The following is a 13,882-nucleotide window of genomic DNA, read 5'->3' on the forward strand; positions in this document are numbered from 1 at the left end:
CTCCCTCCGATCACAGCGTCCGCAGATCATGGACGTTCCCTCCAAGCAGTGACAAGACGTTCAAGATGCGCTGGAAGAACGTTTGACGCCGCTCGTCTTTGTAGATTTCATTGAAAAACTCCCCATCTTTTATAAACAGCACCCGGTCACAATAACTGGCCGCAATCGGATCATGCGTCACCATAATAATCGTGGTTCGCTCGGTTTCATTCACATGGCTGAGCAGTTCGAGCACGTCCTTCGCCGATTTCGAATCCAAATTTCCGGTCGGTTCGTCCGCCAAAATCATTTTCGGCTGATGGATGAGCGCCCGTCCAATCGCAGTCCGCTGGGCTTGGCCGCCTGACAGCTCATCCGGCCTGCGATTCAAAATCTCTTTTAAATGCAGCTGGGCGGATATTTTTTTGACCCGCCTTTCCATCTCATGCAAAGGCAGTCCGTCCAAAGTAAGCGGCAGGACAATATTCTCCTCGACGGTCAGCATGTGCAGCAAATTGATGTCTTGAAAAACGAATCCAAAATTATGTCGCCGGAACAAAGCAAGTTCATTCTGGCTGAGTGCTTCCGGTTCAATCCCATTGACGACAAGCTTGCCATACGTGGGCAGGTCAATTGTCGAGATAAGATTGAGCAGCGTCGTCTTCCCACTGCCGGAAGGTCCCATGATTGCGACAAACTCCCCTTCTTCTGCTTCGAAATCAAGGCGGTTCAATGCCCGATGCATGACTTTGCCTTCATAGATCTTCGTCACTTCCGTCAGTTCCACGATCCTCTGTGCTGTCATCCATCTCACCTGCCTCTCCGTTTTTAAATAGGACGCTGACCGTCGTGCCGGCTCCAGGTTCCGATTCAATTGTCAGTGGATGTCCCAGCTTCCCGCACACTTCTGATGCGATATAAAGGCCCATCCCAGTCGACTCACCTGTCAACCGGCCGTTTTCTCCGGTAAAGAAGGCTTTCGTCACCCGTTTCAAATCGGATGCGGGAATGCCGATCCCTTCATCCCGAATACTCAGCATAATTCCCGCTTCTCCTGCTTCCGCAGTGAAATGAATTTTCTTTCCTTCTTCAAACGTATATTTAACAGCATTCGTAATGAATTGCGAAATGATCGTATGCATCCACTTGGCATCAGTTGCCACTGTAAATCTGTCATCAATGCGAATGACCGGGAAAACCCCGTTCGTAATAAAGAGCCTCTTATGTTCATTCACAACCTTTTGAACAAGCGTTTTGAGGCCAACCTGTTCAATGCGCATATCCTCTTCAAACGTTTCCAACCGTGCATTCATCAATACGGCATCCAAGCCGAGACGAATTTTGTCAATCTCCTCCGCCACACTCCGCTTGTCCAGCTCCCCTTCTTCCTGAAGCAACAGTCCGATGACGGAAATCGGCGTTTTCATCTGATGGACCCATTGATTCATGAAATGAATTTGCCGATGCTGGGAGGCATACAAGGACTGCACTTCATTTTGATAAAGGCTATAAAGATTGCGCATATAACGGATCGTCTGGCGCTGCTCCGGTGATGGAACATAGCGCATCAAAGCGTCCTCCATCTTTTCCGGCTTCCGGGTGATCGATGCGTAAAAGGAACGCCGCATGATATACTTCCCACCTAAATAGCCCGCCGTCAGCAAAAAGCTCATAATAATCGAGTAGATGGCCGTATTGAGTCCCCGGAACCCATCTAAGTAATAAAGCAGCAAAATGAACACTATGAGCAGTAGCTGAAAAACGAGAAGCGGCATATGCTCCCGAAGAAATAACGATACTTGTCTCATGCTTCCTCCGGCGCGACGAGCAGCCGGTATCCCGAGCCGCGCACCGTTTCAATGGTGGACTTCACGCCATAATCCCCGAGCTTCTTCCGCACCCGCGTCATGTTGACATTCAGTGTGTTCTCATCAACAAACGACTGGTCATCCCATAACTCCTCGAGCAACGTTTCACGTGACACGACCTTCGGCGACGCATCGAGCAGTAATTCGAGTATGACACACTCCTTCTTCTGCAGAGGAATGACCAAATCACGCAAATGCAACTCCATGCGCTCCACAAACAACGTCAGCATCCCTTGCTTCACCGTCCGCTCCGATTGATTCGGCGCATACTCCCCAAACGACCTGCGAAGATGGCTCCTGATTTTCGCCAGCACAATCTCATAATGGAACGGCTTCGTAATAAAATCATCGCCGCCATTCTCCAGCGCAAACACCTGGTCCATATCCCCCGACCTCGCGGAAATGAAAATAATCGGGCACGTCGTATGCTGCCTCAACTGGCGGCACCAATAATATCCATCATACGATGGCAAATTAATATCCAATAAAATGAGATGCGGTTCAAATGCGCCGCACTCCTCGACAATATTATCAAAATCCTCAACAATCGCTACATCGTATTGATACTTGCGAAGCGTCTCAGCGAGCAGCCCCGCAATCTTTTTATCATCTTCCACGATGAAAATACGGTGATTTTCCATCGCTCCTCCCCCTCTCACTCTCTGTTGATTATACCTCAAAAGTGGAAATTCCGCCCGTTGTCTCTGTAAGGTGATGGATTTTTATGCTTCGGAATTGGTGGAGGTGTGTGGATGGCTCTGGGTATGCGCGGGTGTAGAACCCGTATGCGCGGCTATGGGCTCGATATGCGCGGATGACCGCAACTTATGCGCGTCTACGTACCCTGTATGCGCGGGTGACCCTGGCTTATGCGCGGCTAAGCCCCCTGTATGAGCGGGTGCCCCTGCCTTATGCGCGGCTACGCCCCCTGTATGCGCGGGTGACCCTGGCTTATGCGCGGCTATGCACCCCTTATGCGCGGGTGACGTGATGAACGGCGGCTCTTTGCATCCGCGCGCTAATCAGCTGTTTAATAAACACTCCATTTCGCGCTGAATGCCTTTGACAATCTAATGATTCCATCATAGGATTACCTGACTTATATGTTGGAAATACACAAGCAAACTTACGGCTCGTTTTCCTCTTCCCCCATGACTTTCGCCTACTTCGCCTCTCCCTTTTTTACGTATGATAGAAGTGAGAAGAGGATAGAAAAAACCCGGCAAGCGCCGGGTTCAGTAAATCAGATTGACGAATTCCTCTTTCGTTATGCCGCCAAGGATGGTCGGGATATCGAGGGAATCCAATGCTTTGGTGATGGATTCGCGATCGTATTGGACATTTTTCAAGCTCTCCTCGATCACGGCCACTTCACCGACACCGAAGAAATCTCCGAAGATGTGGACTTCTTCGATTTTGCCTTTATTCACTTGCAAACGGACATCAATGCCCCCAACCGGGAAGCGATGCGAATGCTGCATATTGCATTTCGGTGATTTTCCGTAATTCCAATCCCAGTTGCCGTACCGTTCCGCAGATAGCTGGTGGATCTTGTCCCAATCGTCATTTGTCAGTTCCACGTATTGAATATTTTCTTCCCCGTTAAAGATGGAGGTCAAAATACGCTGGCGGAATTGCTCAATGGTCATCGGCTCTTCGATGAATTCCGAAATATTGGCAACCCGGCTGCGAATGGACTTGATGCCTTTAGACTCGATTTTATCCTTCTTCACCTTCAAGGCGGACACGACCCGCTCAATTTCTGTATCAAACATGAGCGTTCCGTGGGTGTACAAACGTCCTTGTGTAGCAAATTGCGCGTTTCCGGATACTTTCCGGCCTTCCACTAGAATATCATTCCGACCCAGCAGCTCTGCCTTCACGCCCATTTCAGCTAACGCTTTAATAACCGGCTCCGTGAACTTCTTAAAATTCCGGAAGGATTCACCATCATCTTTTGTAATGAAACTATAATTTAAGTTCCCTACATCATGATAAACCGCACCGCCCCCTGACAGCCGGCGGACGACATGGATACCATTCGCATCGACAAATTCCGTATTAATCTCTTCTACCGTGTTTTGATTGCGTCCGATAATGATGGACGGCTCGTTAATATAAAACAGCAAATAGGAGTCCTTTTCGACATCCATTGTTTTTAACGCATACTCTTCTATCGCCAAGTTGATCCGCGGATCGGTAATTCCTTTATTATCAATAAAATACATGCTAATCGCTCCCTATGACTATGATCCAATTTTATTTTAGCCGAACGGCATCCAAAAGTGTTGACAAAAGATTCTTGTTATAATACACTACGTTTTAATAAATTCTAGTTGTATAACAAACAAAAGGAGTTTGGTAGATGAGCTAACTTTATATTTTTTTATCCTATCTGTTATACGACAATTGTCTAATTTTCCATTTCGTTATAACACAATGAAAGGAGATGAACACAATGCTTGAAAACATTGTAGAGTTTTTCAAGAATCTGCCAGCTAAACAATGTGAGCAGTGCGGCAAGGAAATTGACGAGCAACATGAATGTTATAGCAATAAATGCGATGAGTGCAACGTGCTATAATTTTTTACCCCATCTGTTATATGACATAAGCACATTGTAGTAACACAGAAAACGGTTCATGTATGAAATAGCATGAAGCCGGTAGAATTACCAACGGCAACGTGGTGTATTTTTTTACCCACTCTGTTATAAAACAAATTTACAACTTAATCATAGTTATAAAACAAAGGAGATGAAAGCAATGCTAGAAAACGTAGTGGAATTCTATAAAAACCTGCCGCCTAAAACTTGTGTTACTTGTGAGAAAGAGATGGAAGAACAGCATGAATGCTACAGCAATACATGCGAGGATTGCAAGGCTTTATAAGGCGAGGGAGTCAGCTAGCTAATTATGGCCAGACATGAAAATGCATGTACTGAATAGTTGGGTCATGTGAGCTGTCAGGAAGATGCAAAGTCGAATTAATCCATTGCTGGCCTTACACAAGTTTTCCCATTAAGAAGTTTTACAGTTTATTTGCGAATAGAACACGGAGGAGCAACATGATTTCCATTTATATTGAAATGCTGCCGAATGAGCAGTAGTAAACGACTTCCAATGATTGTAGGAGGTCGTTTTTTCTGGTTTATCTTCCTAAACAGGTACAAGCTCCCTATCACTTCTTTTACAACCTACATAGTATGAGAACAGAATCTGCAGATTCAATAAAGTCACAGGAGGTGATTGTACATGCCTTTAACTACTGGACCAATTGAAAATACAGGCAACTTGCCTTCTAACGCGACTTCAGTACGGGTTAAAATTTTGAACCTTACGGGAGGTCCTTTGACAGGTGTCGTCCGCGTATTCAGGCTCAATGGGACAAGACAGCTGATTGGCTCCGCAAACTATAGCGTCAATGCTAATGCTTCCGGATTTGTCACGTTGAACCTTGTCGGCGGTGCGTTTCAATACGAAACGGAAATCTTGCCTAACCAAACTGGAGGAATTTACACAGCATATGGCCGCACGGCTTCTGGCGTCATCATTGACTCCCAGCGCGTGTTGAACTCCGAATTGACACAAATCCTCTAATGGACAAGTTGCGGACAGGCTGTTAGCCATTCGCAAAAGGAAGGGGCTGTCCTAATTGGACGGCCCCTTCTATTTTTCCTTTCCCAGCAAATCGGGTTTATCAGTATGAATTCCATTAAGGCCCATTGCTTGTAAGCGCAGCGCTGTTTCCGGATCGTTGACGGTATATGCGAAAACTGCGAGCCCTTTTTCGTGCATGTAGTTCACGAATGGCGGGGTGAGCGCTTCATAACTGACTCCGATGCCATCTGCATAGGAAAGCAAACTTTTAATTTTTTTCTTCGACAGCTCGGCTTCTTCCCCTTCATCAAAGGAGATAAGTTGCAGAAGCGGAATATCGGGATTTAATTTATGCACACGCTTGAGCGCCTTCTCATTGAATGAGTGAATGATGGCGCGCGGTCGTCCTTTTTTATCCTGCTGAATTAACTCATTTTTCTTTAATTGCTGAACAAGCTTTTCTTCTATATTTGGATAGTGGCTCGGATTTTTCAATTCGATTACATAATTTAAGCTATCCCCGAATTGATCAAACACTTCCTGCAGCGTTGGGACTGCTAGATTTTCGGACGGCCCGATCACAGTCGTTTTATCTTTCTTCTTTTCGACAATGGGTAGCGATTTTAATTCTTTCAGTGTATATGTCTCGATGTCGCCATGTCCCTCCGTCGTACGGGATATATCTTTATCATGCATGACAACAAGTTGACCGTCTTTCGTTTCATGGATGTCCAATTCGATGTAATCGGCGCCTAAGTCTTCCGCCAATCCAAAGGAAGCAAGTGTATTTTCCGGCGCATAGGCGGAAGCGCCGCGGTGTCCTATGAGAAAAAAGTCACCATCCGGAAAAACAGCCGATTTCTTCTCACCGATCGAACAGCCTGCCAACATGAAAATAACGAGACTTCCTATCCATATTTTCTTCATCGTATTCCCCCTTCCGTGTGAATAAAGAAAAGGCTGCACGGGGCAGCCCTTTGGACCTTTGGGGAACTCTTTTTGTTTTAGAACAGATCAGTTAATACTTCCTCGACAGCCGCTTTGCCTTGATCGATGCAATCTGGCAGGCCGACGCCATCATATGAGGCCCCTGCTAGTTTGATGTTCGGAAACTTCTGTTTCAGCTCTTCCCGGGCAGTCCGAATCCGATTTTTATGGCCGACCCGATATTGTGGGCGATCCTCTTTGAATCGGGTAATGACAGAGAAATCAGGTTTCCCTTTGATAGTAATAATCCGGCTTAGATCGGCTAGCACAATCTTTTCGATTTCCTCGTCCGGCAAATCGACAATCGTTTCGTCCCCGACTTTTCCTACGAACGCACGCAGCAATACCTTTCCTTCTGGCGTAGTTGTCGGCCATTTTCGGTGAACCCATGTACATGCCGTGATTGAATAGTCACTGCGTCTGGAAACGAGGAATCCAGTGCCTTCCATATCCTGAACAACCGCATCAGCCGGAAACGCCAGGGCGACTGTCGCAACGGAAGTTGTTGGTATCTCCCCAAGCTCTTTCAGCAGGCCATATGGAGCAAATAGTTGACTGGTCGTCACATGGTCCGTAGTCAAAATGACCGCATCCGCCTTCACTTTTTTGCCGTTATTCAAGTGAAGCACGGACTGGTCATCGACTTGCTCAATCCGCTCCACTCGGACACCCTTCAGCACCGTCTCTGGCTTCAGGGCACGCTCTGCTGCCTCCACAATTGTCTCAAGGCCGTTGCGGAGAGAATGGAACGCTCCTTCTTTCGCAGCACCGTGCCCATTCTTTTGCGGAACTTGTTTAGGTGTCGTCTTCTTCATTCCAAGAATCAGGCTTCTATGCTTTTTCTCAACTGCATAAAATTGAGGATAAGTCGCCTCGAGGCTCATCTGGTCGATGTCGCCGGAATAAACGCCGGATAACAGCGGCTCAATTAAGTTCTCGACAAGCTCCCCTCCAAAGCGTCTCCGGAAAAACGAACCGAGCGATTGGTCGCCATCGATGCCAGAACGGGATAAGACCATGTCCCCTGCTGCCCGCAGCTTGCCAGCGATGGAAAAGAGATCTGATTTGAAAAACGGTCCCATTTGCGTCGGAATTCCCATGACGGAACCAGGCGGGATCGGATGCAATTTATCATTTACGAGAACATATGCCTGTCCCGTCGCATTGCGTACAAGCTGATCATCCACGCCAAGATCTTTAGCCAAGATGTCCATGCTTTTCTTCCGAATCAAAAACGAATCCGGTCCCCGTTCAATAATGAAACCATCCCGGCGGACCGTCTGTATTTTACCGCCAAGCCGATTGGAAGCCTCAATCAGAAGAATTTCCACATCCAACTCTTTTTCTTCCGCTTCTTTTTGAAGGTAGAAGGCGGCTGTTAATCCTGTTATGCCGCCTCCGACGATGACGACCTTTTTGCTTTGCTTCTCCATCTCATCATCACTTCCTGTCATCAGGCTGATTGGATCTGACCAAGTACTGCGTCCGCCATTGCTTCAACAAATAACGGATCCGTATTTGGCATTGCAGGACGGTGGTAGGACGCGCCGATGTCATCACAAACTACCTTGCACTCATGGTCATTGTCATAGAGTACTTCCAAATGATCGGAAATAAAGCCGACAGGCGTGTAGACAAATGATGTATACCCATGTTGTTCATGTAAATCACGTGTCAAATCCTGGACATCCGGTCCGAGCCACGGCTCTCCTGTCTGCCCTTCACTTTGCCAGCCGACAGCGTATTGTTTTACGTCAGCCGCTTTGGCTATCAAATCAGCTGTTTCCGCCAATTGATCCGGGTAAGGATCGCCAAATTGTTTAATCTTCTCCGGCAGCGAGTGTGCAGAAACGACCAAGCATGCCTTCTCCCGCTCTTCTGCACTCATCTGTTCGAAAGTGTCACGGATTTTGTCAGCCCAATACTTGATAAACTTCGGTTGCTGATACCAGCTTTCCACCGAGGTGATTGAAATGCCGTATTTCTCCGCTTCCTCTTTTGCACGCGTGTTATAGGATTTAACGGAAAAGGAAGAATAATGCGGTGCGAGGACGATCGAAACGGCTTCTTTTATGCCATCCTTCGCCATCTGCTCCACTGCTTCTTCTACGAACGGTGTAATATGCTTTAATCCAATGTACAATTGGAATTCAACATCATCCTGCATTTCGTTCAAACGATTACAAAGCGCGCTCGCCTGATCATCAGTGATTTTAGCCAGCGGGGAAATGCCGCCGATCGCTTCATAACGAGAACGCAAATCCTCCAATTGTTCAGGAGCCGGCGGACGGCCGTGTCGGATATGCGTGTAGTACGGCTCGATATCTTCTTCTTTGTATGGTGTGCCATAAGCCATCACCAATAAGCCCATCTTCTTTTTCGTCATTTCATTCACCTCATCAATGGAATTATTTTCTCAATTGCGCACTGTATTCATGAATCAATTCGGTCAGCTTTTTCAATGTGGCTGGCTGCACTTCAGGGAAAACACCATGGCCAAGATTGAAAATATGGCTGCCGTGCTCAACACCTTGTTCAATAATCGCTTTTGCCCGCTCTTCAATGACAGACCAATCCGCAAGCAACAGGGAGGGATCAAGATTTCCTTGAAGAGGCTTCGTCAATCCGCGTTCTCCCGCCTCTTTGATCGACAGACGCCAGTCAAGACCGACAACATCGACAGGAAGGTCATGCCATTCATTCGCCAAGTGGCTTGCACCAACACCGAATGTAATGAGCGGCACATTCAATTTTCGGAGTTCCGAGAAGATGCGGGTCATTACAGGTTTGATGAAGATCCGGTAATCCGAAACATTTAGCGCCCCTACCCAAGAATCGAAAATTTGAATAGCCTTCGCTCCGGCATTCACTTGTGCTTCAATATAGGCGATCGTCGTTTCTGCAAGCTTGTCCATTAATGCGAACCATGTTTCCGGTTCAGACACCATAAACGATTTTGTTAAATTATAGCTGCGCGACGGCCCGCCTTCAATCATGTAGCTCGCTAAAGTGAACGGTGCACCTGCAAAACCAATTAGCGGAACATTCAACTGTTCCTGCGTCAGCAATTTAATCGTATCCGTAACGAATGGGATGTGTTCCTCAGCAGAGAAGTCCCCGAGATTATGTACATCTTGGACAGTCCGGATCGGATTGGAGATGACCGGACCCACCCCCGGCTTTATTTTCACATCGACACCGATGCCCGGCAGCGGCGTAACAATATCCTTATAGAGAATTGCCGCATCTACATTGTATTGGTCTACCGGCAATTTTGTAACATATGCACATAATTCCGGCTGATGCGTAATCTCTTCCAGCGAGTATTTCTCTTTGATTTTTCTGTATTCGGGCTGCGAACGTCCCGCCTGGCGCATATACCAGACTGGTGTATGGTCAATTTTTTCGCCTCTCGCGGCGCGAAGCAGTGTATCGTTAAATGTCGTCATCAATCGATTCCCACTTTCTTTTTATAATGATTATCATGTATATCTTTATCCGACTTCCAATATAGACGACTACGGCCGGATTGTATAGCAAATGAACCCGTTTGTCATAAATTTGTGCGGGACAGGCGCCATCATTTTGCCATTGCTTGTTTGATTCGGTCGTTTCGGGGAAAATATGATTAGTGCACTTAGTTAAGGAGGGTTTGTCAATGTATATGTATATGACCACAGGTACAAGAGATTTTATGGAAAAAATTAAAGAGAAGCATGCTTCCAAGCAGATGATTCTGATGCATGGCAGCGGCGCCTCCCTTCTCCTTCATGAAACGGAAGGGAAATCCGTGTTCCAGACACCTCGGCGTTATGAAGTGATCAGTTCGGCAGGAGATCTGCAAGATGAGGGCTACTTCGTTTGCAATAATATTCCCGTTTCAGATGAAGGCCGGCCGGTATTCGAACACCGCTTTTCCACGCGGGTCGGTGCTATTGAATCCCAGCCCGGTTTCGTAGCCTTCCGGTTATTACGCCCGCTCGATTCCGATACGTACATCGTCATGACGGAGTGGAAGGGGCCGGCCGATTTTGACCGTTGGAAAAACTCGCCTGCTTTCAAAGAAGCGCATGATCCAGAGGCAGCCCGTGAATTTGTAGATAATACGACACACATATTCACAAGTGCTTCCTATATTACAACGTACACAGCAAAACGGGAAGATGAGGCATAATCCCCTACCTTTCTACTTATTGCGGGACTCGAAACATATGATATAATATGAAAAATGAAAATGTTTCGGGAGAGGGGTTTTGAAAATGAATGAACAGCTGTTTGAAAAATTGGACCAGGCGTATGAGGATATGGTGGTCATCCGCCGTCACTTGCATATGCATCCGGAGCTTTCCTTCAAGGAAGTGAAGACGGCGCAATATATTCATGATTTCTATGCGGATCTTGGAGTGGAAGTTCGCAGCGGCGTTGGCGGCAATGGGGTTGTAGCCCGCGTCAAAGGAGCGCGCCCAGGTAAAACAGTCGCGCTTCGTGCCGATTTCGATGCCTTGCCGATCAACGATGAAAAGGACGTGCCCTACAAATCGACTGTCCCGGGCGTCATGCATGCGTGCGGGCACGATGGACATACCGCGACCCTTCTCCAGCTTGCGAAAGCAATTCATGAACTACGTGAGAACTTGAGCGGTGAATATGTCTTTATTCATCAGCATGCGGAAGAATTTGCTCCGGGCGGTGCCATTTCCATGATCGAAGATGGCTGCCTGGACGGAGTGGATGTCATTTTCGGAACCCATCTTTGGTCACTTATCCCGTATGGTGCTGTCGAATACTTAGCCGGTCCCGTCATGGCGGCTGCAGACCGTTTCGATATTACCATCCAAGGCGCCGGCGGACATGGCGCTTCGCCACATCAAACGAAAGACGCAGTCGTTATCGGGTCGCAGCTTGTCATGAATCTTCAGCAGCTCGTCTCCCGCCGGGTCGATCCAATCGATTCAGCTGTTCTATCCGTTGGCTCGTTTGTCGCGGACAACGCCTTCAATGTGATTGCAGATACTGCAAAGCTCGGCGGCACAGTGCGCACATTCAATCCAGATACACGTGATCTGATGGAACAAGAAATGGCCCGTGTCGTGGAAGGAACCGCCATCGTAAACAATTGCGAAATCAAATTCGAATATTTCCGGGGCTATCCGGCTGTCGTCAACCATGTGGCAGAAACCGAGTTTTTGAAAAACGTTGCCGAACAAATTCCAGATATCCAGGCGCTAGTAGAAACAAAACCGCAAATGGGCGGCGAAGACTTTGCCTACTATCTTGAGAAAGTACCGGGCACGTTCTTCTTTACAGGCGCGATGCCTACCGATGCGTACCCGCATCACCATCCGCGCTTTGACATCGACGAGCGTTCCATGCTCATCGCAGCGAAAACACTTGGTGCAGCAGCAATTGAATATCAAAATCAATAAAGCTAGGAGACCTTCCAATTGGGAGGTCTTTTTCATTTCAGTCTTACACAGTTTACTAGCTATCAAATGAATGCCAATAGTTTACCTCATTACAAATTACCTATAAAATCATTTCTTTCTCTATTCTCCCCGATGGCAATAAAAGCCTTTTTATATGAGTTTACTTTTAATTAAAAGCCTTTAAATGGGTATGTTTAGGAATAAATATCTATACATCATCCAATCTCAACTTAAGACTTTATAGATAAAAAGATTCATTTTTAAAATTAGTCAAAATTATTTATCTTTTTGGTTGCTTTATATTTTATCTGGATTACAATAGGCTACGAAAGTAACTTTTATAAGGAAAGGGTGTAATTGGAAATGGAAAAGCCAATGGGCAATTATGTAGTATCGTTTAGCACCTTTGTTCTGCAACCAGTTCGTTTTGGGAATCGGATTCTCACATATGTGATTGAGCGGGACAGAGAGTTGGACGTTCCAAAGAAACCGATACATATTATGAAAAGCTCCGCCGCTTTTTATGGCAGTTCTTTTCAAGTGTTGACGAAAACCGCTAAGATTGTTTTAGGTAATGTCCATAAGACCCCGATTCTCCTTGCGCACGCATACGACACACCATGTATCTTCATTCCCACACTATCGTCATCTTCCGATCAAAACGTCTGGATCAACTGTTTAGCCATTGACTTCATCGAGCCAGATCCTTTAGGATGCGTTGTCTCACTAGAAAATGGCCGGAAGATTAAACTAGCGGTTTCAGCCAATACAATGTGGCGGCAATATTGTTTCGCCAGATTTTTAGAGAAGGATTTTTTAAAAAAACAGCATCTCCTGAATAAATCAGCCTACTTGTTCAAACCCGATTGAGGTGTCCGGTTGCCCGCCGTTGTAATATAAAATTGCAGCAGCTCTTCGGTACGGTTCCGCAGGCGTACATTCAAATAACGCCGGTGATCCTCATAGCCGCCATTCATGAAGACATATTCCGTAAACGTGTCATCCATTTTACTGCGGATCACCTTCATATTATGGCGTCGCAAGTACTTCGAGGTGTCTGTTAATTCGCTTTGGACGCTCAGCAGCGCATTTTCAATCATTTTCAAATAAGGGCCCTTCAATTTAAAGGGGCCTTTTTCAATCGTTTGGCGATCCCGTTCTAAAATGGTTAGCAGCATCGGCAAATAGATCATGTTCTCAAAATGCGGCAATGCCTTTGCTGGGATTAAAGGCATCACAACTTCCTCCTCTCAATAAAAAAGGAACGTACGTTCTATATATTAGTATATGCCAATGCCCAGGCAAATACAACTAGCAATCCACAGGAAATTTTTGAACCCTCTTGACAGTATGTCCGATTTCGCCCAAAAAAAGACCGCCTGCCAATCAACAAATCTGTTGATCGGCAAGCAGCCTTCTACATTCTTATTTCTTTTCCTCGTCCCCTATATAATAGATCGAGTCCACTTTCCACTGGCCATCTTCTTTTTTGAAAACTGTGACCTGCCGCCCTGACGGATTGGTTTCCAAACCTGATTCAATCTGTTTGAATGTCGTTTTCAACTTGGCGAATAATTGCGCTTCGTTCTCCTCGTACTTGACGATTGTTACATCGTTCGCTTCCCGTGTTACATCATAATCTTTGAACGTCTCCTGCAAAAGAGCCCGTTCATCCTCTAGAGTAAAGCTTTCCGAGTTTGGAGAAAGCACAGATAGATAAGTATCGATGTCCTTTTGGTTAAACGCGTCGATGTACGCCTGGAAAGTATCCATAATCGCCGCTTTTTCTTCAGCCGGGACATTTTGCGCTTCTTCGATCGCGCCCCCTGCCATATTGAATCCAACACCTTTATCATCGACGCCATGATCGATCGATCCATATCCTCCTGCCGCCTCTCCATCATCGACAGAGCCTTGGCTTGTCTGCTTCCCCTCATCTTTGCTGCAGGCACCTAAGACAAGGAGAATGCTGAACAGCATGATGAGCAATGATCGTTTCTTCATACGTCTACCTCCTACATAA

At 46.5% G+C, this 13,882-nt stretch carries 16 protein-coding genes; 6 read left to right on the plus strand and 10 right to left on the minus strand.

Features of this window, described 5'->3' with window-relative positions; translation table 11 throughout:
* Positions 1 to 10: 10 nt before the first annotated feature.
* The 4 genes from ACSW3C_RS10900 to lplA all read right to left on the minus strand — a co-directional run bounded on the left by ACSW3C_RS10900 (position 11) and on the right by lplA (position 4,075).
* Positions 11 to 784, minus strand: coding sequence for an ABC transporter ATP-binding protein (locus ACSW3C_RS10900; protein WP_486562620.1), 774 nt, complete (start codon positions 782 to 784; stop codon positions 11 to 13).
* A complete protein-coding gene (locus ACSW3C_RS10905) occupies positions 735 to 1,787 on the minus strand; it encodes a sensor histidine kinase (protein WP_486562621.1) in 1,053 nt (350 codons plus the stop codon). The genes ACSW3C_RS10900 and ACSW3C_RS10905 overlap by 50 nt, the downstream gene beginning before the upstream one ends.
* Positions 1,784 to 2,488, minus strand: a complete 705-nt coding sequence (locus ACSW3C_RS10910) for a response regulator (RefSeq protein ID WP_486562623.1) — start codon at positions 2,486 to 2,488, stop codon at positions 1,784 to 1,786. The genes ACSW3C_RS10905 and ACSW3C_RS10910 overlap by 4 nt, the downstream gene beginning before the upstream one ends.
* Before the next feature lie 594 nt (positions 2,489 to 3,082).
* Positions 3,083 to 4,075, minus strand: coding sequence for a lipoate--protein ligase (lplA, locus tag ACSW3C_RS10915; protein WP_238082992.1), 993 nt, complete (start codon positions 4,073 to 4,075; stop codon positions 3,083 to 3,085).
* Between the two features lie 230 nt (positions 4,076 to 4,305).
* Between lplA and yhfH (ACSW3C_RS10920) the strand changes: the two genes are divergently transcribed.
* The 3 genes from yhfH (ACSW3C_RS10920) (at position 4,306) to ACSW3C_RS10930 (ending at position 5,446) form a co-directional block, all read left to right on the plus strand.
* Positions 4,306 to 4,431 (plus strand): protein YhfH, encoded by a 126-nt coding sequence (gene yhfH, locus ACSW3C_RS10920; protein WP_238082989.1) that lies wholly within the window; start codon positions 4,306 to 4,308, stop codon positions 4,429 to 4,431.
* A gap of 181 nt (positions 4,432 to 4,612) precedes the next feature.
* A complete protein-coding gene (gene yhfH, locus ACSW3C_RS10925; protein ID WP_486562624.1) occupies positions 4,613 to 4,738 on the plus strand; it encodes a protein YhfH in 126 nt (41 codons plus the stop codon).
* A gap of 363 nt (positions 4,739 to 5,101) precedes the next feature.
* Positions 5,102 to 5,446 (plus strand): ATPase, encoded by a 345-nt coding sequence (locus tag ACSW3C_RS10930; RefSeq protein ID WP_486562625.1) that lies wholly within the window; start codon positions 5,102 to 5,104, stop codon positions 5,444 to 5,446.
* 69 nt (positions 5,447 to 5,515) lie between these two features.
* On the opposite strand, the gene ACSW3C_RS10935 is transcribed toward ACSW3C_RS10930, so the two are convergent.
* The 4 genes from ACSW3C_RS10935 to hemE form a co-directional block, all read right to left on the minus strand.
* Positions 5,516 to 6,373, minus strand: a complete 858-nt coding sequence (locus ACSW3C_RS10935) for a glycerophosphodiester phosphodiesterase (protein ID WP_486562626.1) — start codon at positions 6,371 to 6,373, stop codon at positions 5,516 to 5,518.
* Between the two features lie 77 nt (positions 6,374 to 6,450).
* Complete coding sequence (hemY, locus tag ACSW3C_RS10940) at positions 6,451 to 7,866, minus strand: protoporphyrinogen oxidase (protein WP_486562628.1); 1,416 nt, start codon at positions 7,864 to 7,866, stop codon at positions 6,451 to 6,453.
* 20 nt (positions 7,867 to 7,886) lie between these two features.
* Complete coding sequence (gene hemH / locus ACSW3C_RS10945; RefSeq protein WP_486562630.1) at positions 7,887 to 8,819, minus strand: ferrochelatase; 933 nt, start codon at positions 8,817 to 8,819, stop codon at positions 7,887 to 7,889.
* A gap of 22 nt (positions 8,820 to 8,841) precedes the next feature.
* Positions 8,842 to 9,882, minus strand: a complete 1,041-nt coding sequence (gene hemE, locus ACSW3C_RS10950; RefSeq protein WP_486562885.1) for a uroporphyrinogen decarboxylase — start codon at positions 9,880 to 9,882, stop codon at positions 8,842 to 8,844.
* Positions 9,883 to 10,091: 209 nt separating this feature from the next.
* Here hemE and ACSW3C_RS10955 point away from each other — a divergent pair, with 209 nt between their 5' ends.
* The 3 genes from ACSW3C_RS10955 (at position 10,092) to ACSW3C_RS10965 (ending at position 12,729) form a co-directional block, all read left to right on the plus strand.
* Positions 10,092 to 10,607: an antibiotic biosynthesis monooxygenase family protein gene (locus tag ACSW3C_RS10955; RefSeq protein WP_486562631.1), complete on the plus strand. Its 516-nt coding sequence runs from the start codon at positions 10,092 to 10,094 to the stop codon at positions 10,605 to 10,607.
* Positions 10,608 to 10,692: 85 nt separating this feature from the next.
* Positions 10,693 to 11,859: a M20 family metallopeptidase gene (locus ACSW3C_RS10960; RefSeq protein WP_486562632.1), complete on the plus strand. Its 1,167-nt coding sequence runs from the start codon at positions 10,693 to 10,695 to the stop codon at positions 11,857 to 11,859.
* Positions 11,860 to 12,222: 363 nt separating this feature from the next.
* Complete coding sequence (locus ACSW3C_RS10965) at positions 12,223 to 12,729, plus strand: competence protein ComK (RefSeq protein WP_486562633.1); 507 nt, start codon at positions 12,223 to 12,225, stop codon at positions 12,727 to 12,729.
* On the opposite strand, the gene ACSW3C_RS10970 is transcribed toward ACSW3C_RS10965, so the two are convergent.
* Both ACSW3C_RS10970 and ACSW3C_RS10975 read right to left on the minus strand, forming a co-directional pair.
* Complete coding sequence (locus ACSW3C_RS10970; protein WP_486562634.1) at positions 12,708 to 13,094, minus strand: YhjD family protein; 387 nt, start codon at positions 13,092 to 13,094, stop codon at positions 12,708 to 12,710. The genes ACSW3C_RS10965 and ACSW3C_RS10970 overlap by 22 nt on opposite strands.
* A 190-nt stretch (positions 13,095 to 13,284) precedes the next feature.
* Positions 13,285 to 13,863: a YybH family protein gene (locus tag ACSW3C_RS10975; RefSeq protein WP_486562636.1), complete on the minus strand. Its 579-nt coding sequence runs from the start codon at positions 13,861 to 13,863 to the stop codon at positions 13,285 to 13,287.
* Positions 13,864 to 13,882: the final 19 nt, after the last annotated feature.

This window comes from Sporosarcina sp. AD_1, from assembly GCF_057373025.1.